The organism is Sphaerospermopsis kisseleviana CS-549, from assembly GCF_028329225.1.
GTDB classification, from domain to species: Bacteria; Cyanobacteriota; Cyanobacteriia; order Cyanobacteriales; family Nostocaceae; genus Sphaerospermopsis; species Sphaerospermopsis kisseleviana.
Genome location: NZ_JAQMTI010000095.1, coordinates 16,425 through 42,902, shown reverse-complemented (window position 1 = coordinate 42,902; position 26,478 = coordinate 16,425). Strand labels below are relative to the sequence as shown.

Genomic DNA, 26,478 nt, shown 5'->3' with positions numbered 1-26,478 from the left:
GAAGTTAAAGAATAATTGATGCGTGGAATTCTGAACTCCTGATAGCGAAGCGTGGCGTAAGCCATACTCCTGAACTCCTATTCCCACTGACCAAAACAGAGAAAATTATGGCAACTGATACTACAGAAGTTAAAGCGATCGCTCGTTATATCCGCATTTCTCCCTACAAAGTGCGTCGTGTACTGGATCAAATCCGGGGGCGTTCATATCGGGAAGCACTAATCATCCTGGAATTTATGCCCTACCGCGCCTGTGAACCAGTATTAAAGGTGTTAAGAAGTGCGGCCGCTAATGCTGAACACAATGCAGGTTTAGATCGGGCAGAATTGGTAATTACTCAAGCTTATGCTGACCAAGGTCCAGTTTTAAAACGGTTCCAACCCAGAGCGCAAGGAAGAGCTTATCAAATCCGCAAACCGACCTGTCATATTACTGTTGCTGTCGGTGCAGGTGCTACTGCTGCTAAATAAGCAGCCAAATAAGCACTCATACAGCCACAACTAATTGCGTACAGTAAGAAATTTTAGAGGAAGCATTTGTGGGACAGAAAATTCATCCAGTCGGTTTTCGTCTGGGTATTACACAAGAACATCAATCCCGTTGGTTCGCAGTTCCTGACCGTTATCCAGCACTGCTGCAAGAAGACCACAAACTCCGTCAATACATAGAAAAAAAACTGGGAAGAACCGCTCAAAATAACGCTGGTATTTCCGAAATACGTATTGAGCGCAAAGCTGACCAAATCGACTTAGAGTTACGGACAGCTAGACCAGGTGTGGTAGTAGGTCGGGGTGGACAAGGTATAGAATCACTGCGTACCGGACTGCAAGACTTGTTAGGTGGTCAACGGCAAATTCGCATTAACGTTGTGGAAGTGCAAAAAGTTGATGCTGATGCTTATTTAATTGCCGAATACATCGCTCAACAATTAGAACGCCGTGTTTCCTTCCGTCGGGTAGTGCGCCAAGCGATTCAACGCGCCCAAAGAGCCGGAGTACAAGGAATTAAAGTTCAAGTGGGTGGTCGCCTCAATGGTGCGGAAATTGCCCGGACAGAGTGGACTCGTGAAGGTAGAGTACCTTTACATACACTGCGTGCTGACATTGATTATTCCTACTGCACAGCCCAAACAATTTACGGAATTTTGGGTATCAAGGTTTGGGTATTCAAGGGCGAGATTATCCCTGGACAAGAAGAAGCGCCACAACCATCAGGAAGGGAGCGCGAACCCCGTCGTCGTGACCAAAAACGCCGTCGCCAACAATTTGAAGACCGTTCAAATGAAGCGTAATAGGTGACAGGTGAGAGGTGACAGGTGACAGTAAAAAGCCAATTACCGATTACCAATTACCGATTACCAATCACCGACTACCGATTACCAATTACCAATTAGCAAACCATGTTAAGTCCTAAAAGAACGAAATTCCGCAAACAACAACGCGGACGCATGGAGGGTCTAGCACACCGTGGCAGTACCCTGAACTTTGGGGATTTTGCTCTGCAAGCCCAAGAGCCATGTTGGATTACTTCCCGGCAAATCGAAGCTTCTCGTCGGGCAATGACTCGTTACATTCGCCGGGGTGGTAAAATCTGGATTCGCATTTTCCCAGATAAACCCGTTACCATGCGTCCTGCAGAAACCCGGATGGGTTCCGGTAAAGGTAATCCCGAATTTTGGGTAGCTGTAGTTAAACCAGGTCGGATTTTGTTTGAAATCGCTGGTGTATCCGAAGAAATAGCTCGTGAAGCTATGAGATTGGCGGCTTATAAGTTGCCCATCAAAACTAAGTTTATTGTGCGCTCTCAACCACAGGAGCAAGAATAGGTTATGGCTCTTCCCAAGATTTCAGAAGCTAGAGAATTAAGTGATGAAAAACTAGCTGAGGAAATAGTCGCTGTTAAGAAACAACTATTTCAATTACGCTTGCAAAAAGCCACTAGACAGCTAGAAAAACCTCACCAGTTTAGACACGCCCGCCATCGCCTAGCTCAACTGTTGACAGTAGAGGGAGAACGGAAACGGGCAGCAAGTCAATCGACTCAAGAAGCAAAGTAGGAGATTATGGCAGTCAAAGAACGAGTTGGCTTGGTAGTGAGCGATAAAATGCAAAAAACCGTGGTTGTCGCTGTAGAAAACCGAGCTCCTCACCCCAAGTACGGCAAAATCGTAGTTCAAACCCGGCGCTATAAGGCTCACGATGAAGATAATAACTGCAAAGTGGGCGATCGCGTGCGGATTCAGGAAACTCGACCCCTGAGCAAAACTAAGCGTTGGCAAGTTACAGAAATCCTTAACGCTAAAGCTACAACATAAATGGTTGTTAGAAAATTAACAACTCTAACCGGGAGACTAAGTTGTGATTCAACCCCAAACTTATCTGAATGTCGCAGATAATAGCGGTGCCAAAAAACTCATGTGCATCCGCGTATTAGGCGCAGGTAATCGTCGCTATGGTGGCGTAGGCGATAAAATTATCGCTGTTGTGAAAGAGTCTAACCCCAACATGGCTGTTAAAAAGTCTGATGTTGTGGAAGCAGTAATTGTTCGCACCAAGAAAAGTATTAATCGTGACAGTGGTATGAGCATTCGTTTTGATGATAATGCCGCAGTCATCATCAACAAAGATGGCAATCCCAGAGGTACACGGGTGTTTGGACCAGTGGCACGGGAATTACGCGATAAAAACTTTACCAAAATAGTTTCTCTCGCGCCGGAGGTGCTGTAATGGCAAAGCCAAAACCTAAAGTGTTTCATAAAATGCACGTCAAAACCGGCGACACTGTACAAGTGATAGCCGGTAAAGATAAAGGCAAAGTGGGAGAAGTGATTAAAGCACTACCCCAAGACAGCAAAGTTATTGTTAAAGGTGTCAACATTAAGACCAAGCACGTTAAACCTCAGCAAGAAGGTGAGTCTGGTCAGATTGTTAACCAAGAGTATCCTGTTCATAGTTCCAATGTGATGCTCTACTCCACTAAGCAAAACGTCGCTAGTCGTGTCTGCTACACTTTCACCGCTGAAGGGAAGAAAGTGAGAATGTTGAAAAAAACAGGTGAGATTTTAGATAAATAAGCCTGTAACCAGGTTGAGATTTTAGATTTGAGTAGATTTAAAGATATTCAATCCAAAATCTAAAATCCAAAATCTAAAATTCCCTGACCAAGCCCAGGGATAATCAGGACAAATAACTATGGCGACAACTAGACTCAAAACTGTATATCAAGAGACAATTGTCCCCAAACTAACCCAACAGTTTCAGTACACTAACGTACATCAAGTACCTAAAGTGGTGAAAATCACTGTTAACCGGGGTTTGGGTGAAGCTGCTCAAAATGCTAAAGCATTAGAAGCATCTTTAAACGAAATTGCCCTGATTACTGGTCAAAAACCAGTAGTGACAAGAGCAAAAAAGGCGATTGCTGGCTTCAAAATTCGTCAAGGTATGCCTGTTGGCATCATGGTGACTCTCAGAGGCGAACGGATGTATGCCTTTCTCGACCGTCTGATCAGCCTCGCATTACCTAGAATCCGCGACTTTCGTGGTGTTAGCCCCAAAAGCTTTGATGGGCGAGGTAACTATACTCTAGGTGTACGAGAACAGCTAATTTTTCCAGAAGTCGAGTACGACAGCATCGATCAAATCCGTGGTTTAGATATCTCTATCATTACCACAGCGAAAAACGACGAAGAGGGTCGTGCCTTACTTAAAGAAATGGGAATGCCCTTTCGCGATCAATAAGTTCATCTAAAGAGGGAACGATGGCGGCTAACGACACAATTGCAGATATGCTGACGCGCATCCGCAATGCTAACCTGGCAAGGCATCAAACAACACAAGTGCCAGCGACAAAAATGACTCGTAGTATTGCCAAGGTACTACAACAAGAAGGCTTTATTTCTGAAGTTTCAGAAGCCGGAGAAGGGGTCAAGCGTAACTTAGTAATTTCCCTGAAATACAAAGGTAAAAATCGCCAACCCTTAATTACAGCACTGAAGCGTGTAAGTAAACCTGGTTTGCGGGTTTACTCTAACAGAAAAGAATTACCAAGAGTGCTAGGTGGCATCGGTATTGCCATTATTTCTACATCCAGTGGGATTATGACCGACCGTGAAGCGCGTCGTCAGAACTTGGGTGGTGAAGTGCTTTGCTACGTTTGGTAATCAAGAAGATCAGGAGTATGGCTAACGCCACGCTTCGCTATCAGGAGTTCAGGAGTTCAGAATTTTTTCAGGGTTATTAACCACGACTCATTCTCGTACTCACAACTCATAACTGACAAAGGACAAAATTAAGTCATGTCTCGTATTGGTAAACGTCCAATTACTGTTCCCGCCAAAGTACAAGTGGCGATAGATGGCACAAAGGTAGTGGTAAAAGGTCCAAAGGGAGAACTTTCCCGTGATCTACCCGCCAATGTCATAGTTTCTCAGGAAGGCGAAACTTTGTTGGTAACTCGTCGGGATGAAACCCGTACTTCCAGACAAATGCACGGTCTAAGCCGTACCCTGGTTGCCAACATGGTTGAAGGAGTATCCCAAGGTTTTCAACGGCGCTTGGAAATTCAAGGGGTTGGTTATCGCGCCCAAGTTCAAGGTCGTAACCTTGTATTGAATATCGGTTATAGCCATCAGGTACAAATTGAACCACCAGACGGAATTCAGTTTGCTGTAGAAAATAACACCAATGTCATCGTCAGTGGCTATGACAAAGAAGTGGTAGGTAACACAGCAGCTAAAATTCGTGCTGTCCGTCCACCTGAACCCTACAAAGGTAAAGGTATTCGCTACGCCGGTGAAGTGGTCAGACGCAAAGCTGGTAAGACTGGTGGTAAAGGTAAGAAGTAAATATGAAACTCACTCGCAGAGAATCAAAACAGCGTCGTCATCGGCGCGTGCGTGGTAAAGTTAGCGGTTCCCAAGAACGCCCACGGTTAGCTGTATTCCGGTCTAATGAGCATATTTATGCTCAAGTCATTGATGATACACAACATCAAACCATTGTCGCAGCATCAACTGTAGAACCAGAGTTGAAATCTAACTTAGCTTCTGGTGCTAACTGTGATGCCTCAGCGCAAGTTGGTAAGTTGATAGCAGTGCGTTCCTTAGAAAAAGGTATTACCAAAGTCGTTTTTGATCGCGGTGGTAACCTCTATCATGGTCGCATCAAAGCACTAGCTGAAGCAGCACGCGAAGCAGGTTTAGATTTCTAAAGTCATCTGTCAGGGAACAGGTAACAGGTAACAGTAATAACTGAAAACTGAAAACTGGCAACTGGCAATTGACTAATGACCAATGACAGCTAACGTTGAGAGAGCATGAATTATGGCAACGGGTCGTCGTAAAGCAAGTAAAGCAAAAAAAGAAGAAACCAACTGGCAAGAACGGGTAATTCAAATCCGTCGTGTTAGTAAAGTGGTTAAAGGTGGTAAAAAACTTAGCTTCCGGGCAATTGTCATCGTTGGTAACGAACGCGGGCAAGTTGGTGTAGGAGTGGGTAAAGCTTCTGATGTGATCGGGGCAGTTAAAAAAGGTGTGGCAGATGGCAAAAAACATCTGATTGAAATTCCTATCACCAAATCTAACTCTATTCCTCATCCTATTGATGGTATCGGCGGTGGTGCTAAAGTGATCATGCGTCCAGCCGCACCCGGTACAGGTGTAATCGCCGGGGGTGCAGTACGGACTGTATTAGAGTTAGCAGGGGTACGTAATGTTCTCGCTAAACAATTAGGCTCTAGTAATCCTCTGAATAATGCTAGAGCCGCTGTTAATGCTCTATCTACACTGCGGACATTCGCGGAAGTCGCTGAAGATAGGGGTATTGCTGTAGAGAATCTCTATATTTAGTAACGCTTTGAGATTGGATTTTTAATATAAAATCCATAAGCACAACGAGATTATCAATCCCAAATCTAAAATCCCAAATCCAAATGAGACTCAACGATGTTAAGCCCCAAAAAGGCTCAAAAAAACGCCGTAAGCGTGTAGGTAGAGGTATTTCTGCTGGTCAAGGTGCTAGTGCAGGTCTAGGTATGCGGGGTCAAAAATCTCGCTCCGGTAGTAGCACTAGACCAGGTTTTGAAGGTGGTCAACAGCCGTTGTACCGTCGGATACCTAAACTCAAGGGGTTTCCCGTCGTTAATCGTAAAGTTTACACTACGATAAATGTAGAGAAGTTGGCCTCCCTACCTGCTAATTCAGAAGTAACTTTGGCTTCTTTGAAGGAAGCTGGGATTCTTACATCTGTTAAAGGCCCCTTGAAAATCTTGGGTAATGGGGAATTGGGCATTCCGCTCAAGGTGCAAGCGGCAGCTTTCACAGGCCAAGCTCGTAGCAAAATTGAGGCAGCTGGCGGAAGTTGTGAAGTCTTAGACTGAGCCAGGAAACAGCACTCCCAGCTAGTCAACTCGCTTCCAGCGCCTGGTTAACTATAAAGGTAGCACTCTATGATCAGTCGAGACAAAGCCCCAACGGCTCAAGAAACTTTTATGCAGATGGCGCAAGCAGCTGGACTGAGAGGAAGGCTGCTGGTCACAGTCGGTATTTTAATTTTGGTTCGCCTGGGCATCTTTTTACCAGTTCCAGGAATTAATCGGGAGAGATTTGCAGAAGCTATATCCGGCAATAATTCCATTTTCGGTTTATTGGATATATTTTCGGGACGGGGACTCTCTACACTGGGGGTATTTGCTCTGGGGATTTTGCCCTTTATCAATGCGTCTATTATCATCCAATTGCTGACTGCCGCCATACCTTCTTTAGAAAACTTACAGAAAAATGAAGGGGAGGCAGGACGGCGGAAAATATCGCAAATTACCCGCTATGTGACTGTTGGTTGGGCAGTTGTTCAAAGTACGGCTTTTTCAGCATTGTTCTTACAACAATTTGCCGTTAATCCTGGACCAGTTTTTGTGGCAGAAACGGCGATCGCTCTCACTGCTGGTTCAATGTTTGTCATGTGGGCATCGGAACTGATCACAGAAAGAGGTATTGGCAATGGTGCATCTTTGTTGATTTTTGTCAACATTGTTGCTTCTTTACCTAAATCTTTAGGCGATACCATTGACTTGGTACAAGTTGGCGGCCGGGAAATAGTCGGTCGTGTGATTGTCCTCGTACTGGTTTTTATAGCTACCATTATCGGTATTGTGTTCGTGCAGGAAGGAATGCGCCGAATTCCCATTATTTCTGCACGTCGTCAGGTAGGTCGGCGAGTTTTGGCAGAACAGAGGAGTTTTCTTCCTTTACGCCTCAATCAAGGCGGTGTGATGCCGATTATTTTTGCCGCAGCTATCCTCAGTTTGCCACTGCTAATAGCCAACTTCACTAAAAACGCTGACTTGGCAAATATCGTCAATACATACCTCAGTCCCAGTGGTTCTGGTTCTTGGGTTTATGCTTTGGTTTACATGGTTTCTATTATCTTCTTTAGCTATTTCTATTCTTCGTTGATTCTCAACCCTGTAGATGTGGCGCAAAACTTGAAGAAAATGGGTTCTAGTATTCCCGGTATTCGTCCCGGTAAGGCTACCAGTGAGTATATTGAGCGTGTCAGTAACAGATTGACTTTTTTAGGCGCACTCTTTTTGGGCTTAGTGGCTATTATTCCCACGGCTGTAGAAAGCACTTTAAACGTGCCAACTTTTAGAGGGTTGGGTGCTACCTCTTTATTAATTTTAGTGGGCGTGGCAATTGATACGGCAAGGCAAATTCAGACCTACGTTATCTCTCAACGCTATGAAGGAATGGTGAAACAATAGTGACGCGATTAATCTTCTTGGGACCACCGGGTGCGGGTAAAGGAACTCAGGCTAAAGCCTTGGCTGATTTTTTAAATATTCCTCATATTTCCACTGGGGACATTTTACGCCAAGCCATTACAGACCAAACAGATTTGGGGAAAAAAGCCCAAGAATACATGGATAAGGGTGATTTAGTTCCTGACAAACTTGTAGAAGATATGGTTGAGGAACGACTCCAAAAACCAGATGCAGAACATGGTTGGATTCTTGATGGCTTTCCTCGCACAGTTGCCCAAGCAATTTTCTTGGGAGAACTGTTGGCAAAAATGGAGAAGGACGAGGAAAAGGTGGTTAACCTGGATGCACCCGATGACATTGTTATAGATCGGTTGTTGGGACGAGGACGTAAAGATGATGCTGAAGATGTAATTCGTCATCGTCTGGATGTTTATCGCCGAGATACTGCACCACTCATTAAATATTATGGCGATCGCCATAAACTTTTAACTGTTAACGGTAATCAGTCCCAAGAAGAAGTTACCGCCGAATTAAAAAAGGTCATAGCTGTTTAGGGGATGAACAGGGGAAATAGAGGAGCAAATATCCCAATCCTCAATCCCCAGTCCCCAATTCCTTTTAGCTAAGATATATTAATAAACTGTTGATATATTTCGCAATTTGTGTATTCTTACCGATTGCATTTGTGGCAACGGAACAGAAAATTGTCGAGTTGAGGAAAAAATTTGTCTAAACAAGATTTGATTGAAATGGAAGGGACTGTCACCGAATCATTGCCCAATGCAATGTTTCGTGTGGACTTGGACAATGGTTTTAATGTTCTAGCACACATTTCCGGTAAAATTCGCCGTAATTACATCAAAATTTTACCTGGTGATCGGGTCAAGGTGGAGTTAACTCCCTACGACCTGACAAAAGGCCGAATCACCTATCGACTACGGAAGAAATAAAACTATGTAGAGAATCTTACCATAAATCAGCCAATTTGGGATTTACCCACTTGCTTAACTGAAATAATTTCCCTAGAAATGCTATAATTTACTATTTGGAGTCAATTAGAACAGGCATGAAAGTCAGAGCCTCAGTCAAAAAAATCTGTGAAAAATGCAACGTGATCAAGCGCCGTGGTCGCGTTATGGTGATTTGTGAAAACCCCAAACACAAGCAACGTCAAGGATAAAACTCTGATTACCAGAGCTTTGGTGCAGCAAAAAATCACCATCAAAAACCAAGAATGTGATTAATTATCACGATCTGCTAAATGCGAGCAAGAACAAAAGAGGGAGACATTCATTGTGGCAAGGATTTCGGGAGTAGACCTACCCCGCGATAAGCGCGTAGAGATTGGTCTAACTTACATTTATGGAATTGGGTTAACAAGGTCGCAAGAAATCCTAGCGGCTACTGGTGTGAACCCAGACACCCGCGTTAAAGACCTGAGTGATGCTGATGTAGCGGCTTTGAGAGCCGAAATAGAAAGTAATTATCAGGTAGAAGGTGACTTACGCCGTTTGGAGGCGATGAGCATCAAGCGTCTAGTGGATATTGGCTGTTATCGTGGCCGTCGTCATCGCATGGGCTTACCCGTCAGAGGACAAAGAACCCGCACCAATGCCAGAACCCGACGCGGCAGAAGACAAACAGTGGCTGGTAAGAAGAAAGCCCCTGGTAAATAAATAAACTTTCTAGGCTTGCTCATGGCAGCAAGTTTTACCTTAAATTCACCAAACAAATATGGCAAGACAACCAACTAAAAAAACCGGGAGCAAAAAGCAGAAACGGAACGTACCTAACGGCATTGCCTACATTCAGTCTACTTTCAACAATAGCATTGTCACCATTACCGATCAAAATGGAGATGTCATCTCCTGGGCAAGTGCTGGTTCAAGTGGATTTAAAGGGGCAAAAAAAGGAACTCCCTTCGCAGCACAAACCGCCGCTGAAAGTGCAGGCCGTCGCGCTATGGACCAAGGAATGCGTCAAATTGAGGTGATGGTAAGTGGACCTGGAGCCGGTCGAGAAACTGCGATCCGGGCGTTGCAAGGAGCAGGATTAGAAATTACCCTAATCCGTGATATTACCCCTATTCCTCACAATGGCTGCCGTCCACCTAAGCGCCGTCGAGTTTAAACACTGTCAGAATTCAGGAGTCAGTAGAGACGTTCCACCGGAACGTCTGTACAGGAGTCAGAAAGTTTGAGAAATCCGTAGATGATCAAATAGTAATTTTTGGCGTAACTGTTAAGAAGCTGACCGCTGATAGCTGAATGCTTACTAAGCATTAACTGTTAAACACGCTCAGGCAGAAAGTTCATGCTCAGGGAAATCACCGCCAAGGCAATCTGGGAAATATAAAGTAAACTTCAGAAGCAATTGGTGATTAAAAAGCATATCAGCCCTCCCAATGGGAAGGCTGCTCAACTTTCAAAAAAACAGAAAAACAGAATATTAACATGCCTGCGGATTGAATTGGCAAACCAAACTATCACTAATTTTATATGTTGGCAGTTTGATCCACCACAGTCATAGATCAGAGCATAAAGTGAATTTGATAGGCAAATTAATTGCCTGATAGCAGCACCTTGAAAGGGAGGCTACTCCGTGGCGCAGTTCCAAATTGAATGTGTAGAGTCTAATACAGAGGAAAGTCGCAGCCATTACAGTAAATTTGTCCTCGAACCCTTAGAACGTGGTCAAGGGACAACTGTAGGTAACGCATTGCGGCGGGTTTTGTTGTCCAATTTAGAAGGGACGGCAGTTACAGCAGTAAGGATAGCTGGGGTTAGTCATGAGTTTGCCACAGTTCCTGGTGTCAGGGAAGATGTGCTGGAAATTCTCATGCGCATGAAGGAAGTGATCCTCAAAAGCTATTCTTCTCAACCCCAGATCGGTCGGTTATTGGTTAATGGTCCTGCAACAGTCACTGCGGCACATTTTGATTTGCCTAGTGAAGTAGATGTGATTGATCCTACCCAGTATGTAGCTACTTTGGCTGAAGGTGGCAAACTGGAAATGGAATTTCGCATTGAAAGAGGTAAAGGTTATCGTACTGTAGAACGGGGTAGAGAAGAAGCCACTTCCCTGGACTTTTTGCAAATTGACTCGGTATTTATGCCGGTGCGAAAAGTAAATTATAGCGTTGAAGAAGCCCGTGGTGATGGTACTCTTAAAGACCGACTGTTATTAGAAGTTTGGACTAATGGCAGCGTTTCACCTCAAGAAGCCCTATCTTCAGCGGCGGGAATTTTGGTAGATTTATTTAACCCGTTAAAAGATATCTCCTTAGAACCTACAGATATGGGTTCAGATATCCCAGACGATCCAACTGCTCAAATTCCCATTGAAGAATTGCAGTTGTCTGTCCGTGCTTATAACTGTCTCAAACGAGCGCAAGTTAATTCCGTGGCAGATTTGCTGGATTATACCCAAGAAGACCTCTTGGAAATCAAAAACTTTGGTCAAAAGTCGGCGGAAGAAGTAGTGGAAGCTTTACAGCGTCGTTTAGGCATTACTTTACCGCAGGAAAGAGGTTCTAAACCAAACTAATTTTATTTTGTAATAATTTCAAGTGCATTATTATGCGTCACCGTTGTAAAGTCAAAAAACTTGGTAAACCCACAGACCAGCGTCGTGCTTTATTGCGATCGCTCACCACTGAGCTTATCCGTCATGGTCGTATTACCACAACTTTAATCCGTGCTAAAGTATTGCGGAGTGAAGCGGAAAAGATGATCACCCTAGCTAAAGATGGTTCTTTGGCAGCACGTCGGGAAGCTTTGGGTTATATCTACGATAAATCCCTAGTTCATGCTTTGTTTGAGCAAGCACCTACTCGGTATGCTAACCGTCAAGGTGGTTATACTCGCATTCTGCACACCGTACCCCGTCGCGGTGATAATGCAGAAATGGCGATTATTGAATTAGTTTAAAGTCAAAGGGAACAGGAAATAGGGAATAGGGAACAGGGAATAGGGAAGATATAAACATTATAGAGCTATTGCCTTTTGCCTTTTGCCTCTTGCCTTTTGCCTCTTGCCTTTTACCAAACCCAGTATGTTAGAAAGCCGCCAGCCAACACCAACTTATCGAGTAGCCTTGGTCATTCAGTATCTAGGTACTAATTTTCACGGCTGGCAACGGCAAAAGGCGCAGCGAACAGTCCAAGAAGAGATAGAAACAGCTATAGCTACTGTTCTGGGGTATCACGTGACACTTCACGGCGCAGGGCGAACTGATGCCGGAGTTCATGCAGCTGCTCAAGTCGCCCATTTTGATGCTACAGGTTATATACCCGCACACAAGTGGGCAACAGTTTTGAACAGTTACTTACCCCCAGATATATTAATCAGGGCTTCGGCGGGTGTAGATGACCGTTGGCACGCTCGCTTTAATGCAGTGTATCGTCGGTACAGATACGCAATCTATACTGAAGCTCTACCAAACTTGTTTGTGAACTCCTTCAGTTGGCATTATTATTATGCTCCCTTGGACGAAAATTTAATTCAAGCTGCCCTGAAACCTCTGCTGGGAAAACATCATTTAGCGGCTTTTCATCGTGCAGGATCGGCGCGATCGCATTCCTGGGTGGAAGTACAAGCAGCAGAATGTTATCGAAAAGGTTCATTGCTGCATATTGAAATTCAGGCAAATGGTTTTTTATACGGTATGGTGCGGTTATTAGTAGGGATGCTGGTGGAAGTGGGATCAGGAGTGCGATCGCTCGAAGATTTCACCAACATCTGGCAAACAGAAAACCGGGAAAAAGTGAAATACGCCGCACCACCTCAAGGCTTATGCTTGTTAAGGGTAGGATATCCTGATTTTCCCTTTCCCCAGGAAATTTGGTACGACACCCAACCATATTTAGTGTTTGGTCAGGATAAATAGGTGACAGGTGACAGGTGACAGGTGACAGTGAAAGATCAAAACTGACCACTAATTACTGAAAGCTGATTACTGAAAGCTGATTACTGACCACTCAAAACCGACAAAGGAAAAATAACAATGAGTAGTAAAACTTACCTTCCTCCTCAAGAAAAACTTGAGCGCGAGTGGTATGTAGTAGATGCCACCGATAAACGCCTGGGTAGACTAGCAAGCGAAATTGCTATGGTTCTCAGAGGCAAAAGAAAAGCTGAATATACACCCCACTTAGACACCGGTGATTTCGTAGTTGTGATCAACGCCGAAAAAGTAGCAGTTACCGGTAAAAAACGCACTCAAAAAGTTTACCGTCGCCATTCTGGCCGTCCTGGTGGAATGAAAACAGAAACCTTTGCTAAATTACAACAACGTTTACCAGAACGGATTGTAGAACACGCTGTGAAAGGGATGTTACCTAAAAACAGCTTGGGTAAACAATTATTCACAAAGTTGAAAGTTTACGCTGGTCCTACCCATCCCCACGCAGCACAAAAACCCAAAGAACTAATTGTTAACACAATTCCTGGAGAAAATTAATAATGGCAACAGTAGCAGAAGCTAATAGCGGTCGCGCTGTGTACTGGGGTACTGGCCGCCGTAAGTCCGCAGTCGCACAAGTACGTTTAGTTCCCGGTGAAGGTAAATTTACCGTTAACGGCAAAGATGGAGAATTATACTTCCAATTCAATGCCAACTACTTAGGAGCGATCAAAGCACCCTTAGAAACCTTGGGACTAGAAAGCGAATATGACATTTTAGTAAAAGCTGAAGGCGGTGGTTTAACCGGTCAAGCTGACTCTATTCGCTTGGGTGTCGCTCGTGCGTTGTGTCAATTAGATCCTGATAACCGTTCACCTTTGAAAATCGAAGGTTATTTAACTCGTGATCCACGAGCTAAAGAACGGAAAAAATACGGTTTACACAAAGCTCGCAAAGCTCCTCAATACTCCAAACGATAAAGCTGGAGGCAGGAGGCAGAAGGCAGGAGGCAGGAGGTATACCAAATTTTACCCAGTCCCCAGTCCTCAGTCCCCAGTCACCAATCCTAGTTATAATTTTGATAGAGAAACACCACAAAAGGAAAAATGGCTAAACCTGATATTCATCCCCAGTGGTATCCAGAGGCTAAGGTCTACTGTAACGGTCAAGTTGTGATGACTGTTGGTTCTACAAAACCGGAATTGCACGTAGATGTTTGGTCTGGAAACCATCCCTATTACACTGGTACTCAGAAAATTATTGACGCTGAGGGTCGTGTGGAACGCTTCCTCCGCAAATATGGTATGTCTGGCGAACAAGGCAGTAAAAAGAAAAAGTAGCTGGTTGGCTATAGCTTGTGCTGGCATGATGCCTGCACCACAAGGACCCTGCATGGTTGTGGGGTCACTTGTCATTTTATGCTTGAGCCAACTTGTTATTTTTTAGGAGCTTGTATAGTCGTTATGGCAGAATCATATTTACTGGAGAAACTAAAATCTGTTGAACAAACTTTTCATGAATTAACTCGCCGTTTGGCAGACCCAGATACGGCGAAAAATCCTGATGAGTATCAAAAAATTGCTAAGTCTCGTTCTTCTTTAGAAGAGGTTGTTAATACTTACGAAACTTGGAAAACTGCCCAGGAAGAATTAATTGGGGCGCGTCAAATTCTTAAAGAGTCTAATGGGGATCCAGAGTTGCAAGAAATGGCAGCTTTGGAGGTGAAGGAATTAGAAGATAAGATAGAACATCTGGAAGACAGGTTGAAGATATTGCTGCTACCTCGTGATCCGAATGATGATAAAAACATCATGTTGGAAATTCGCGCTGGGACTGGTGGTGATGAAGCGAGTATTTGGGCGGGTGATCTGCTGAGAATGTATTCTCGCTATGCTGATACTCAAGGTTGGAGAGTGAAGCTAGTCAGCGAGTCTCTGGGTGAGATGGGCGGTTTTAAGGAAGTAATTCTGGAAATTCAAGGTGATAGTGTTTACAGTAAGCTGAAGTTTGAAGCTGGTGTTCATCGTGTGCAGCGTGTTCCAGCAACAGAGGCGGGGGGTAGGGTGCATACTTCTACCGCTACTGTGGCTATTATGCCAGAAGTGGATGATGTAGAGGTGCATATTGATCCGAAAGATATTGAAATGACTACTGCGCGTTCTGGTGGTGCGGGTGGACAAAACGTGAACAAGGTGGAAACGGCGGTTGACTTGATGCACAAACCGACTGGTATCCGCATTTTCTGTACTGAAGAACGGAGTCAGTTACAGAATAAGGAACGGGCGATGCAAATTTTGCGGGCGAAACTCTATGAAATGAAGTTGCGGGAACAACAGGAAGCTGTAACTTCGATGAGGCGATCGCAAGTTGGTACTGGTTCTCGTTCAGAAAAAATCCGCACTTACAATTATAAAGATAGTCGGGTGACTGATCATCGTTTGGGACAGAATTTCACTTTGAATCCTGTTTTAGAAGGTGATATTGAAACCTTGATTCAATCTTGTATTTCTCAAGATCAACAGGAACGTTTAGCAGAATTAGCTGCTGCTAATAATTAATTTTTAGCTTTAAATATTTGCTAAAACCGCTTATTTTGTTGTTGTTTTTTTACAGGAATAGGCGGTTTTTTTTATGATTAAGATAATCTAGTTTATTTTGAGTACGGTGTATGGCGTTCTTGTAGCAAAAGTAGTGAGGATAAGTAATGAGTCAGCAAGAATCTAATTATATTCCGTTCACCTCTAACCAAGAGTTAGCTAACCCGATGGATTTATTGCTGAATAAAGAATGGTTGAGATTTTATAATTTACACTACTACAAGTTTATTTAAAATCATACTGCTTGACTTATGGTAACACATAAGTTACTATAGCAGTATGTCTATTATAAGAGTTCAAGAATATCTTAAAGAAGATGGTTCAAGTCCTTACCAAGAATGGTTTGATAGCTTGGGTGCCCAAGCAGCTGCGAAGGTAACAGTTGCTAAGTCTCGTTTGGAATTAGGCAATACATCAAAAGTTAAATGGTTTGATGGAATTGGTGAATATAAGATTGATTGGGGTCCTGGATATCGGATTTATCTAGCTCAAGATGGTAAACAGCTTATAGTTTTATTTGGTGGGGGAACAAAGAAAAATCAGCAATCTGATATTAATCGTGCTAAAGAATTATACCAAGAGTACAAAAGACGAAAAAAAGAAATTAGCAAAGAGCAAGCAACTGACAACGATAATAGAGAGAAGAGGTAGTTATTATGGCACTAACTAGAGACTTTAAAGAAACCGTTAATGCACGAGTGCAAAGAGATTCTGAGTTTGCGATCGCTTTACTTGATGAAGCTATTTCTCTTTTCCTGAATGGTGAACCAGAAACAGCAAGATTGATTTTGAGAGATATTGTCAATGCAACGGTAGGTTTTGAACAATTGGCAATTGAAACTTCTAAACCGAGTAAGAGTTTACATCGGATGTTATCAGCAAAAGGTAATCCAACGATGGATAATTTGACTGCTATTTTCAAAGTTTTGCGGAAAAAACTGAATGTTGATATTCAAGTGAAGACGACGGTTATTTCCTGATAAGAAGTTTGTTATCAGCATTGTATTCAAAAGTTGAGATTCTATGAATTTACTATTAGTGTTGAACTACAGTTATGAATTGAGAATTGGATTTCCCCATACTTTAATAATTCCATTCTGATAACCAGTAACAATTCTTTTTCCATCTGGAGTAATTGCTAAACAATAAATCAAATTATGTTCTGTGGTATACTCTTGGATGTAATGAATGCGTTCACCATTGTTTAAATCCCAGATTTCAATGAATGATTTATTATCTAATTCAGGGGTGTTATGATTTCTCAATCCACATGATACAAGTCTTTGTCCATCTGGAGTAATTGCGAGATCAATATTTCTGTCAGCATAACTATTTAAAACTAGCATTATTTCTTGAGACTTTGTTGTTAAATCCCACACTATAATTTTTTTATCATAGCTACTGATGAGTTTACCTCCATCTGGTGTAATAGCTAAAGCATAAACCCATCCTAAATCTCCTCCTACAATATTCTGTAATTTGCCAGTGTATATATCATAGACTTCGATTTTCTTTCTGGCCACTATTACTCTTTGTGAATCAGGAGTTATAGTAATACATTTATGCCAATAAAAAGGATGATCATTATCAACCGAACGAGGTTTTATTACATTAATTATTTGTTTATTTTTCAAACACCATATTTTTAGAGTCTGTGAAAACTCACCACTAATCAAGTATTGTCCATCTGGTGTAACTGCTACCAATACAACTCTATGTGAAAAATCATAGGTATTAATTAAACAACCTGTATTAAGATCCCAAAACGTAATAGTATCATCCCAACCTGCACTAATAATTTCTTGTCCATCTGGAGTAATAGCAATACATTCAACATCATCTGTATGATTTTTTAATACATCAATCACTTGATATGTATTTAATTTAAAAATTCCGATTGTTTTGTCCCAACTAGCACTAATAAGTTTCTGTCCATCAGGAGTAATAGCTAAAGAACCTACCCAATGTGAATGATACTCAAGAATTTGGAGACATTCAAAATCTTTATAGGGATTTTCGTCAACTGAACCTACCCAATGTGAATGATGCTCAAGAATTTGAAGACATTCAAAATCTTTATAGGGATTTTCGGCAGCTTGCAAAACAATTACATCAGCATAAGCTGATAATTTTGCAGATGCTTCGTTGAAAAAGAACATACTCAAAGATTTAAAGAACTTAGCTAAAATTCTTTTCGACTTTTTAACTATCCATCCTTCTAAAAAATCACTAATTTCTCTAAAAAATATTAATATAATTTCCCTAATATTTGCTATTTTATCATTTGATTCTGTATTGGATGTTGGAGAGTCGTAATCTGTAGAATCTACGTCTATTGCTTCTAGTCCAGGTGATTCTATATTAGGATTTAATACATCACTTATAAGTTCTTCATAAGAAATTAATTTAAATAATATTAAATTTATAATACCTAGAAATAGGAAAAAGTCTCTTTTTTTACGACTATATTTAAATACCGATTTTGAGTAAACGATTACTTTACTATCAAGAATAACTTCATTATTTTCTACAATTATAATAAAATTACCATTCTGGTCAATTTTACCCCCTGTTGTTTGCCAATAGACTTCTCCAGGATCAATTTCTTGACCAAATTGGTCTATTCCGTTAACAATAAATAATCTTTCTTCACCAGGGTTTAGATACACAAAAGCGGGAGTAATTTCTAAACGTCTTAAAACAGGTAAAATAATTACTTTAGCATTAACACTTATATTATCTATGGTAGCACTTACGGTAATTTCTAGCTCTGTATTATAATCAACCTCCAGTAAACCACTATCATTAATGTTTCCACCTTTTGTACTTTTCCAAATAACATTTTCAGTATTTAAAAGTTCACCTGTTTGATCAAATGCAATGAGAGTAAATTGATATTCTTCTTCTGGTTTAAGTTCTATTTCTTGTGGAGAAATTGCTAAACCTTTTAAAACAACAGGTACATTCACTTCAGCAGTAGTAGTTAAATTACTTACCTTAGCACTGACTTGACAGATACCTTTTTGATAGTCAAAAGTATAAAAACTTCCGTATTCATTAATTAAACCGTCTGTTGTTGTCCATGTAATATTATTTACAGACATTTCTTCATAACGCTGATCATACCCTGTAACAGAAAAATAACAACTTTCATTTGGTAATAAAATGATAGATGATGGTGAAATTTCTATTCTTGTTAGTCGAGAAGGTTCACGAATTTCAACTTCTATAGATGTACTGATATTTCCTACGGATGCTTTAATTATTACTTTTTCTTCTTGTTTTCCTGCTGTGTATAAACCTTGTTTATCAATAATTCCTGAACTAGCATCCCAACTGACTTGACTTATTGTGATATCATTGCCATATTGATCTGTACCTTTGATTTTAAATAGTTGCGTTTCATGTGGATGTAAGTATGAACTCTTGGGAGTGATTTTCAAACTAATTAAAACAGGTAGAATAATTACTTTAGCATTAACACTTATATTCTCTAAAGTTGCAGTGATAGTGATTTCACTACTACTATAATCCCCTTGAAAAACTCCATTATTATTAATAATGCCACCTGTTGTTTTCCATCTTACCCCTTGAATATCTAAACTGTCATTTCTTTGATCGAAAGCATTTAGAGTAAATTGATATTCTTCCTCTGGTTCTAGTTCTATTTCTTGTGGAGAAATTTCTAAATGTTTTAAAACAACAGGTACATTCACTTCAGCAGTAGCAATTAAACTACCTACATTAGCACTGATTTCACAAATACCTTTTTGATAATCAAAAGTATAAAAATTTCCATATTCATTAATTAAACCGTCTGTTGTTTTCCATCTAATATTATTTACAGACATTTCTTCATCACGTTGATCATAACCTTTGATAGAAAAATAACAACTTTTCCCTGGTAATAAAATGATAGATGATGGTGAAATTTCTATTCTTGTTAGTCGAGAAGGTTCTCGAATTTCAACTTCTACAAATGTACTGATATCTCCTACGGATGCTTGAATTATTATTTTTTCTTCTTGATTTTCTGCTGTGTATAAACCTTGGTTATCAATTATTCCTTGACTTGCCTTCCAACTAACTTGACTTATTGTGATATCATTGCCATATTGATCTATACCTTTAACTACAAAATAAAAACTTTCTTTAACAAATAAATTAAAAGTTGAAGAAACCATAACTAATTGGCTGAGTTTAGGAGGCTCAATTATTTGGACATTTACAATATTCCGTATTGAACCAACAACAGCAATAAGCTCAAAATTTCCTGCAACATATCCAGCTTTAAAATATCCATCTTTATCTATTTCACCACCAGCAATTTCTGTCCAAGGTATAGTCTCGTTTGGCATTATATTACCGCGTTGATCTAAGATTTGACCTATAATTTTCTGCGATTGACCAAATTCTATGGTTAACCTAGTAGTATACAATATTAGTTGTGTAATTCTAGGCGGTTCTATAATTTTAATAGGCAAAGATACTTCAAAAATACCTACGCTGGACTTAATATTAAACTTACCTTCTCTTTCTCCTGCTGTAAATAAACCATCTTTAATTTTACCTCCTGTAGCTTTCCATTTTACCTGATTTATATCTATATCAATTTCTATTTTGTTTTGGTCTAATCCCTTAACAGTGAATAAATGAGACTCTCCAAAAAATATTTCTTGAGAAGAATGAATAATAATAATTTCACTTAGCCTTGGATAAGAAAGTCCTTTTAAGGTATGTAGTGGCTTTCCTGTTTTAAAGTTCCACAATCTTAACCAATTATTTCCGGCACTAGCTATAATGTTCCCATTAGAACTAGTTGTTACAGCACCAATAAAACCGGATTCTTCAAACATGGTTGAAATAATTTTCTTTTCATTTCGTGAATAAACTTTGATAGTTGTACCATGACAAAAGATAAATATATGATTATTGATTGGGTAATCATTGATTGGGTAATCATTTAAAGCATAAATTGGCAGTTCATATTTATCAGTTTTAATAAATTCTAAACTTTGTACGGGTAATTTAGTAGAAGAGCTATCATCAACAATCCCAAATATTCCACGTCCTAGAAATGCTACGAAAATAAATAGTCCAGATGCTAATATATCTGCAATACTTCTTACTAGGATAGAGAGTAACTGATCGGAACTATAGTCAAAAAATGTACGTACTTTACCTGCTATTAAAATACAAAGTCCAATACTAACTATATCTATCACACCTTGTATGAAAAATGTACGCCGATTTAATTTATAAGAATTATCTTTGGAACTTGAAACTACTTGCCAAAATTTTATTTCTCCATTGCGACTAGCACTAATTAATTGTTGATTATCTGAAGTAATAATAATTCCTTGAATCCAACTATTATGTCCCTCTAAACTCCTGATTATTTTACCAGTCTCTAAATCAAATAAAACAATTTTATTATTTGTACACCCTCCAACTATAACTTTATTATCATGGCTGATTGCTAAACATAAAACAGATGACAAATTATCGTCTTCTTGAATGTTTTTCTTTAAAACACCTGATTGTAAATTCCAAGTTTTAATAGTTTTATCAGAACTACCACTAACAATAGTATTTCCATCCTTGCTAATACTAACAGCATTTACCCAGCTAGAATGACCATTTAATGTTTTAGTTAGCTTTCCATTTGTCAGATTCCATATTTTAATTGTCTGGTCTGCACTGCCACTAACAAGAGTATTGCCATCAGGACTAATAGCAACAGATAAAACCCAATGAGAATGTCCAAAGAGGCTATATAATATTTCACCAGTTTGTAAATCCCATACCCAGATTTTCTGCCAAGTTCCTCCGACAATAATTTTGTTATTAGGACTGATAGCCAAACAAGTAATAGTATCCGTAGGATGAATTTTCCTACCTTCTTCTGTAGAACTTTTTAAATAAGGATTATATTCATGTAAAATCCAGTACGCTGATTGTTGTACTTTCTCTGATTTATCTTTTAGAGAATGTTCCATGAAACAGTCAAAGCCTTGTTGCCCACATTCCAATAATTCTGCTAAAGCAGCCAGTCTTTCTTGTTCATTTCCAATTGCTAAACGATGTTGAATTTGATTAAGTTTTGTGTTCATATATTTACAAATATTTATAATGACTCGGTAAAAGATTCTAAATCAATATTATTCTGTGTTTTCTAGAGTGCCAATAGTAATAAAATTATCTTTACAAATATACAAATAAAATTGTTTGTATCTGAGTGTTTAGAAAGTAGCTTGTTGAACATTAGTAATACCGAATATCAAAAATAGCCAAGTGGACAAAAAAGAAATAGCCAAAAGGTCAATGTCATCAAAGATAAAGCCCTGTTACCTTACCAACTAAGGCAACCAGCGTCATCGTCACTATGGCTACCAAAACACCAACCAAACCAAAGCGAAAACAGACACAAACTCGCTCCTGGGAAAACCTGACAGACCGCCGCAAACTCCGCCATATAGAAAACACACTCGATAAAGCCATTACTCAATCACTAGAAAACGGTTCTATTCAATTCCATGAAGACTTTAAAGCCTGTGTAGAAAATTACAGCCAAGCATCAGGCAAAGCACCCATCACCGTAGAACTCTGCGTAGGAGGAGATGATGATGAAATTAGAGGCTATCGCTTCTACCTTACCAGTGGACACAGAACTAGTGGTAAATACCTGCTCAAAAACCTAGAAGGAATCATAGGCCAATACCTAAAAATTATCAACAACATTCGGGAGATGTTGCACCAGTAAGCTGTTGTGCATTTAATTTGTATAAGTGGAACAGGCATCTTGCCTGTTCCACAAGAGTTCAGAATATTAGGATTATACAATTTAGCTGTGTAACAGCTTAACACCAGATTTACGTCCTTTAACTACTATTGAAAGAAGTTATATTCAAACTTTTCCGAAAGATTTTATTTTCTCAGGTTCAAAAACAGACTTAGAACAGATGATTGGTAATGCTGTACCTGTTAAGTTAGCAGAATATGTCGCTAATTGTCTCTTAATGTATATTCGAGAACAGGATAAACATAAAAATTATCATGTTTCTTGGTTAAGCTGTCGGTAGGATTTACCATCAAGAAACTTCAAGTGTGTCAATTTGTTCAACCCAACCTTACTTTTCATACTTATATGTAAATTTTTTTTATGCCTTATCAAAAGGATAAAAAACCAGGTATCATAGATGATGATTCATGAATGAGTAAGTAAATGTCACTATCACAATTCCGCGAAAATATTACTCAGTTAATTACAACCGCAGAAACTATGTTAGGTTCACCACGTAGTGGTAAACCAGAAGAAAATACTAAAAATAGTCTCATTGTCCCTGTTTTAGATGCTCTCGGTTATACTTCAGAATACCGGACTTTAGAAGGTGCAATTCGTAGTTTAATTGGTACTACTACATGGGTGGATTATTTGCTGCGTAATGAAGTCGGAAAACATCCTAAATTGTTGTTTGAAGCTAAAAGTTTATGGGATAAAAATATCTGGGAAGCTAATGAAAAACAAGTATTAGATTATATCAGAAATTATAGTTTAGATATTGGTACACAAGAGCCTGTTCTTTGGATTATTTTATCTAATTTTCGAGAATGGCATATTTTAAGATTACAGGATCGCAAACCTTTTTGGTCTTTTACAATGGAGGATCTGAAAAATGATCCTGAATTGCTTAGTACATTATACAATTGTTTAGTCCGGGAAAATTTATCTAGTAATCGGTTAGAAGCTTTTTATAGTGAAAAATCCAGAGAAGAATTAGGGGCAAAATTTCTAGCAGATTTAAAAATTTGGCGAATTATTATTGCTAATGGTATTAAAAAATCTCACCCTGATTTAAGTTTAGATCAAATTCGTGAAGCTGCCCAAATTATTCTGAATCGGTTTCTCTTAATTAGACTTTTAGAAACATTTAGCCGAGAAATGCCATTTAATTATCTGGGTAGAGTTTATTATAACTGGCAGCAAACTTTTCCTGATTTACCTTTTATTGAAGAATTAAGGCGTGCTTTTCGTCATACATGGGTGGGATATAATACTGAATTATTTCAACCTTCCTGGATTGATGAATTAAGCATTGATGTTGAATATTTAGAATCAATTATTGTGATTAATGCTGTTCCCCAACAGGGAATACTTTATCCCATTACAGGAACATTGGCTAATTATCGTTCAATTTATAACTATGATTTTACAACTTTAACTCAGGATATTTTAGGTACTGCTTATGAACAATTTTTGGCTCATCAATTAATTTTAGAAAATGATATTATTCAAATATTAGAAAATCAAAAAACTCGCAAAAAAGAAGGTATTTTCTATACTCCTAATTATATAGTCCGTCGCATTGTTCAGCAAACTTTACAACCTTTAGTAAAACCGAAAATTGATCAAGCTATTGAATTACTAGCAGCAGGTGAATTACAACAAGCTTATTTAGTAGCAACTTCGGTTTTAGAAATTACAGTGCTTGATCCTGCTTGTGGTTCAGGTTCATTTTTATTAGGTGCATTTGATTATTTATTAACAGAAATTAAACGTTATAATCTAGGTTGTCAAAATGCCAAAATACCCGCAAATTTTGATTTATTTAGTCATGTAGCACCCCAACCAATTATTAATCCTGAAGAACAAATTTTAGTAAAAATGCTGCATGGAGTAGATCGAGATCCCCAAGCAGTTTTATTAGCAAAATTATCATTATGGACTAGGTTATTACGTGCGCGACCAGGTGAATATGGTAGACGCAATGGTTCTATTTATTCCCATCTCCCTGCACTAACTTTAAATATTCGTGTTGGTGATAGTTTAGTTCATAGTCCTGCTAATTTACAACCTTTTGAAACACAATTAGCAATAGTCGCAGATTTGGCTAAAATTGCTAGAGATAATACTCAAACGGAAATAGAAAGAAATCAAGCGGTTAGTAATTTAGAAACTAGAATTACAGCAATTAATCAAGAAATTAATCCGGTTTTAACTGCTTTTTTTGCTAGTGATGAAAGTATCAATTCGGTAGTTAATTTAATTAAAAATCGAGATGCTGAAGATAACGAGATAGCAGAAATTAGAAAGTTAATCATACAAGAAAATCATTCAGAACAAAGTTTAGAAAATGGTTTAAAAAATTGGGGTTTAAAAAATTGGACTTCAGGAGAATTAGCAAGAATCAAATCTGAATTAATAACTTTATCAACTGCGGTTGAGGAAGTTGTACTAAAAAAACCATTTAATTGGGAATTGGAATTTCCCCATATTTTTGATCCTAGATTACCAAAATCAGCAAGAGGATTTTCTGCAATAATTGGTAATCCTCCTTATTTTAATGTTGATGCTACCTTTGGTAGAGGTGCATTGGAATTAAAATGGTTAAAATTTGCTTATTCTGATATTTATACTGATAAAACAGATATTTTATTTTATTTCTTCCGTCGGGGTTTTGATATTTTACAGGAAGATGGTTATTTAAGTTTTATCATTTCTCGTTCTTTTATTCAAGGTGATAAATCTAGAAGTTTACGAGAATTTATTTGTAAAAATACGAAGATAATTAACATTATTGATTTTTTAGGACATCAAGTTTTTCAAGCGGGAATTGCTACTTGTATTATGCAATTGCAAAGGAAAAATCCTCAACCAGAAGATAGTTTTACTACTTTTTATGTTCTGGATTTGGATATTGTGAAAAATACTTTTAACACTGATGATGATTGTTTAAATTTAACTCATGGTGTAACCCAGGTAGATATTAAACAATCTGATTTAGATGATAATCGTTGGCAAATTTCACCCTATAATCATATTTTTAATGTCATTGATAATCAAGGAGTGAAACTAAGAGAATTACCTGAATGTGATCTAGTGGAGCAGGGTATTCAAACAGGAGAAAATAAGATTTTTGCACCTGAGCAGGGTTTTCCATCTAGCTTTCCCAACGAAAAACTATACCAAATAGTCAAAAATTCTGGAATTTTAGCCTATGGGTTTATACCGGATAATTCCCAACTATTATATATTGAAAGTAGTGAAAATTTTGAAGATTTATCAATAGCAATTCAAAAGTATTTACTAGCAAATAGAAATAAGCTAGAAAGCAGAGCAGCTTATAAGGAAGGAAGTTGTGAATGGTATGCTTTACACAGATCAAGACGGAAAGATCAACACTCTCATTTTCGACCTAAAATTTTATGTCCATATCGTGCTACCAGTAATAGATTTAGTGTTGATTTAGCAGGTAATTTAGCAGGTTTAACAGACACTACAGCTATATTCTTGCGAGATATATATTGTTATGATCCAGAGGATTTAAAACTTGATCAACTATACGCTTTGGTTGCTTTACTTAATTCTAAAGTTCTGGAATTTCGTTATACTGCATTAGGTGGACTTGGCAAATTAACAGGAAAAGGAATATTTGAATATTTTGAAAATCAAGTTGGTGATTTACCAATTCCCTCATTTAATGATGAAACAAATAATGATGACACAAAATCTGATTATCAAGAGTTAGTAAAATTAAGTCGTGAAGCGCATAAAATTTGGCAAAATCGCTATCAAATTATCACGACTTATGAAGATAAAGCTGCGAAAATTCCCAGCAAAGAAGTATCATTAAATGAATATCATAAATTAACTGGTGATTATGCTATTGACATTGAATGGGAAAGTGCTAATGCAAACGCAGAAGGACATTTATTAGCATTAAAAATTGAGCCAACTGCAAATGGATATATAATATGGGGAGAAGTAACTGATGATGAAGATTGGAAAGAAGGGGATAGAGAATGGATAGAAATAGCTAACGTCAATATTCGTAATTCCTATTTACGGAGATATCTGTTAGCAAGATTAATTTATTTAACTGAATTTGATGCTTCTTTCCGTCGCAAACAAAAATTATCACGGGAAATAGGAAACTTAGTGAATATTGCTTTTGACGTTATTAAAGTTAAGAGATATGATCAAGATAGATTTAGTAATTTTCGTACTTTAGAAGTGATTGCAAATAGAGTTTCACAAGAAGTAGGTAGAGCAGATTTAGAAACAGTTTTACTGAGACAAATAGAAATTAGAAATCAAATTGATAAAATTGCCTATCGAATGTATAAAGTAGAAGAATATGTAAATATTATCGAGAAAGCTTTAAAAGTTGTGTTGTAAGATGAATCACTAGAAAATTTATTTCCCATCATAATCTAG

32 protein-coding genes and 1 pseudogene are annotated in these 26,478 nt (G+C 38.9%); 32 read left to right on the top strand and 1 reads right to left on the bottom strand.

The window, feature by feature from the left end; all coding sequences use genetic code 11:
* Window positions 1-107 precede the first annotated feature (107 nt).
* From rplV to PN497_RS07130, 29 genes are all read left to right on the top strand, one after another.
* The gene (rplV, locus tag PN497_RS07270; protein WP_096570361.1) at window positions 108-470 is read left to right on the top strand and encodes a 50S ribosomal protein L22; all 363 of its coding nucleotides are present in this window, start codon (window positions 108-110) and stop codon (window positions 468-470) included.
* 68 nt (window positions 471-538) lie between these two features.
* Window positions 539-1,291, top strand: coding sequence for a 30S ribosomal protein S3 (gene rpsC, locus PN497_RS07265; protein WP_096570363.1), 753 nt, complete (start codon window positions 539-541; stop codon window positions 1,289-1,291).
* 108 nt (window positions 1,292-1,399) lie between these two features.
* Window positions 1,400-1,825, top strand: a complete 426-nt coding sequence (gene rplP / locus PN497_RS07260; protein WP_096570365.1) for a 50S ribosomal protein L16 — start codon at window positions 1,400-1,402, stop codon at window positions 1,823-1,825.
* A gap of 3 nt (window positions 1,826-1,828) precedes the next feature.
* A complete protein-coding gene (rpmC, locus tag PN497_RS07255; protein ID WP_096570367.1) occupies window positions 1,829-2,056 on the top strand; it encodes a 50S ribosomal protein L29 in 228 nt (75 codons plus the stop codon).
* A 6-nt stretch (window positions 2,057-2,062) separates the two neighbouring features.
* Window positions 2,063-2,314, top strand: a complete 252-nt coding sequence (rpsQ, locus tag PN497_RS07250; RefSeq protein WP_096570369.1) for a 30S ribosomal protein S17 — start codon at window positions 2,063-2,065, stop codon at window positions 2,312-2,314.
* A 43-nt stretch (window positions 2,315-2,357) separates the two neighbouring features.
* Complete coding sequence (gene rplN, locus PN497_RS07245; protein WP_096570371.1) at window positions 2,358-2,726, top strand: 50S ribosomal protein L14; 369 nt, start codon at window positions 2,358-2,360, stop codon at window positions 2,724-2,726.
* A complete protein-coding gene (rplX, locus tag PN497_RS07240) occupies window positions 2,726-3,073 on the top strand; it encodes a 50S ribosomal protein L24 (RefSeq protein WP_096570373.1) in 348 nt (115 codons plus the stop codon). The genes rplN and rplX overlap by 1 nt, the downstream gene beginning before the upstream one ends.
* 118 nt (window positions 3,074-3,191) lie before the next feature.
* Window positions 3,192-3,740, top strand: a complete 549-nt coding sequence (gene rplE / locus PN497_RS07235; protein ID WP_096570375.1) for a 50S ribosomal protein L5 — start codon at window positions 3,192-3,194, stop codon at window positions 3,738-3,740.
* Between the two features lie 20 nt (window positions 3,741-3,760).
* Window positions 3,761-4,162, top strand: coding sequence for a 30S ribosomal protein S8 (rpsH, locus tag PN497_RS07230; protein ID WP_096570376.1), 402 nt, complete (start codon window positions 3,761-3,763; stop codon window positions 4,160-4,162).
* Between the two features lie 135 nt (window positions 4,163-4,297).
* Window positions 4,298-4,846, top strand: coding sequence for a 50S ribosomal protein L6 (gene rplF, locus PN497_RS07225; protein ID WP_096570378.1), 549 nt, complete (start codon window positions 4,298-4,300; stop codon window positions 4,844-4,846).
* A gap of 2 nt (window positions 4,847-4,848) precedes the next feature.
* Complete coding sequence (gene rplR, locus PN497_RS07220; protein WP_096570380.1) at window positions 4,849-5,211, top strand: 50S ribosomal protein L18; 363 nt, start codon at window positions 4,849-4,851, stop codon at window positions 5,209-5,211.
* Between the two features lie 112 nt (window positions 5,212-5,323).
* Window positions 5,324-5,848 carry a 30S ribosomal protein S5 gene (rpsE, locus tag PN497_RS07215; RefSeq protein WP_096570382.1) on the top strand — a complete coding sequence of 175 codons (525 nt, stop codon included), beginning with the start codon at window positions 5,324-5,326 and terminating at the stop codon, window positions 5,846-5,848.
* 83 nt (window positions 5,849-5,931) lie between these two features.
* Entirely contained in the window at window positions 5,932-6,378 is a 447-nt protein-coding gene (gene rplO / locus PN497_RS07210) for a 50S ribosomal protein L15 (RefSeq protein WP_096570384.1), read from the top strand.
* A gap of 69 nt (window positions 6,379-6,447) precedes the next feature.
* Window positions 6,448-7,761: a preprotein translocase subunit SecY gene (gene secY, locus PN497_RS07205; RefSeq protein ID WP_096570386.1), complete on the top strand. Its 1,314-nt coding sequence runs from the start codon at window positions 6,448-6,450 to the stop codon at window positions 7,759-7,761.
* Window positions 7,761-8,315, top strand: a complete 555-nt coding sequence (locus tag PN497_RS07200; protein ID WP_096570388.1) for an adenylate kinase — start codon at window positions 7,761-7,763, stop codon at window positions 8,313-8,315. The genes secY and PN497_RS07200 overlap by 1 nt, the downstream gene beginning before the upstream one ends.
* Window positions 8,316-8,486: 171 nt before the next feature.
* A complete protein-coding gene (gene infA, locus PN497_RS07195) occupies window positions 8,487-8,711 on the top strand; it encodes a translation initiation factor IF-1 (protein WP_006276978.1) in 225 nt (74 codons plus the stop codon).
* Between the two features lie 116 nt (window positions 8,712-8,827).
* Complete coding sequence (rpmJ, locus tag PN497_RS07190; protein ID WP_013191489.1) at window positions 8,828-8,941, top strand: 50S ribosomal protein L36; 114 nt, start codon at window positions 8,828-8,830, stop codon at window positions 8,939-8,941.
* A 115-nt stretch (window positions 8,942-9,056) separates the two neighbouring features.
* Complete coding sequence (gene rpsM / locus PN497_RS07185) at window positions 9,057-9,437, top strand: 30S ribosomal protein S13 (RefSeq protein WP_096570390.1); 381 nt, start codon at window positions 9,057-9,059, stop codon at window positions 9,435-9,437.
* 58 nt (window positions 9,438-9,495) lie between these two features.
* Window positions 9,496-9,891: a 30S ribosomal protein S11 gene (rpsK, locus tag PN497_RS07180; RefSeq protein ID WP_096570392.1), complete on the top strand. Its 396-nt coding sequence runs from the start codon at window positions 9,496-9,498 to the stop codon at window positions 9,889-9,891.
* A gap of 471 nt (window positions 9,892-10,362) precedes the next feature.
* Entirely contained in the window at window positions 10,363-11,307 is a 945-nt protein-coding gene (locus tag PN497_RS07175) for a DNA-directed RNA polymerase subunit alpha (protein WP_096570394.1), read from the top strand.
* A 32-nt stretch (window positions 11,308-11,339) separates the two neighbouring features.
* On the top strand, window positions 11,340-11,690 hold the full coding sequence (gene rplQ / locus PN497_RS07170; protein WP_096570396.1) for a 50S ribosomal protein L17: 351 nt from the start codon (window positions 11,340-11,342) through the stop codon (window positions 11,688-11,690).
* 124 nt (window positions 11,691-11,814) lie between these two features.
* A complete protein-coding gene (truA, locus tag PN497_RS07165) occupies window positions 11,815-12,648 on the top strand; it encodes a tRNA pseudouridine(38-40) synthase TruA (RefSeq protein WP_096570398.1) in 834 nt (277 codons plus the stop codon).
* 117 nt (window positions 12,649-12,765) lie between these two features.
* On the top strand, window positions 12,766-13,221 hold the full coding sequence (rplM, locus tag PN497_RS07160; protein WP_096570400.1) for a 50S ribosomal protein L13: 456 nt from the start codon (window positions 12,766-12,768) through the stop codon (window positions 13,219-13,221).
* Window positions 13,222-13,223: 2 nt separating this feature from the next.
* Entirely contained in the window at window positions 13,224-13,643 is a 420-nt protein-coding gene (rpsI, locus tag PN497_RS07155; RefSeq protein ID WP_096570402.1) for a 30S ribosomal protein S9, read from the top strand.
* A gap of 126 nt (window positions 13,644-13,769) precedes the next feature.
* Complete coding sequence (gene rpmE / locus PN497_RS07150; protein WP_096570404.1) at window positions 13,770-14,003, top strand: 50S ribosomal protein L31; 234 nt, start codon at window positions 13,770-13,772, stop codon at window positions 14,001-14,003.
* 123 nt (window positions 14,004-14,126) lie between these two features.
* Window positions 14,127-15,221 carry a peptide chain release factor 1 gene (gene prfA, locus PN497_RS07145; protein ID WP_096572769.1) on the top strand — a complete coding sequence of 365 codons (1,095 nt, stop codon included), beginning with the start codon at window positions 14,127-14,129 and terminating at the stop codon, window positions 15,219-15,221.
* A 146-nt stretch (window positions 15,222-15,367) separates the two neighbouring features.
* Window positions 15,368-15,493, top strand: coding sequence for a hypothetical protein (locus PN497_RS07140; RefSeq protein ID WP_272109856.1), 126 nt, complete (start codon window positions 15,368-15,370; stop codon window positions 15,491-15,493).
* A gap of 46 nt (window positions 15,494-15,539) precedes the next feature.
* Complete coding sequence (locus tag PN497_RS07135; protein WP_096570406.1) at window positions 15,540-15,911, top strand: type II toxin-antitoxin system RelE/ParE family toxin; 372 nt, start codon at window positions 15,540-15,542, stop codon at window positions 15,909-15,911.
* 5 nt (window positions 15,912-15,916) lie between these two features.
* A complete protein-coding gene (locus PN497_RS07130) occupies window positions 15,917-16,240 on the top strand; it encodes a helix-turn-helix domain-containing transcriptional regulator (RefSeq protein WP_096570409.1) in 324 nt (107 codons plus the stop codon).
* 72 nt (window positions 16,241-16,312) lie between these two features.
* Here PN497_RS07130 and PN497_RS07125 read toward each other — a convergent pair whose 3' ends face one another.
* Window positions 16,313-21,373 carry a WD40 repeat domain-containing protein gene (locus tag PN497_RS07125; protein WP_096570411.1) on the bottom strand — a complete coding sequence of 1,687 codons (5,061 nt, stop codon included), beginning with the start codon at window positions 21,371-21,373 and terminating at the stop codon, window positions 16,313-16,315.
* A 272-nt stretch (window positions 21,374-21,645) separates the two neighbouring features.
* Between PN497_RS07125 and PN497_RS07120 the strand changes: the two genes are divergently transcribed.
* From PN497_RS07120 to PN497_RS07110, 3 genes and pseudogenes are all read left to right on the top strand, one after another.
* A complete protein-coding gene (locus tag PN497_RS07120) occupies window positions 21,646-22,023 on the top strand; it encodes a hypothetical protein (RefSeq protein WP_272109854.1) in 378 nt (125 codons plus the stop codon).
* A gap of 85 nt (window positions 22,024-22,108) precedes the next feature.
* A pseudogene (locus tag PN497_RS25750) lies at window positions 22,109-22,210 on the top strand (DNA cytosine methyltransferase); the annotation flags it as partial.
* Between the two features lie 275 nt (window positions 22,211-22,485).
* Window positions 22,486-26,439 carry an Eco57I restriction-modification methylase domain-containing protein gene (locus tag PN497_RS07110; protein ID WP_096570413.1) on the top strand — a complete coding sequence of 1,318 codons (3,954 nt, stop codon included), beginning with the start codon at window positions 22,486-22,488 and terminating at the stop codon, window positions 26,437-26,439.
* The last annotated feature ends 39 nt before the right edge of the window (window positions 26,440-26,478 follow it).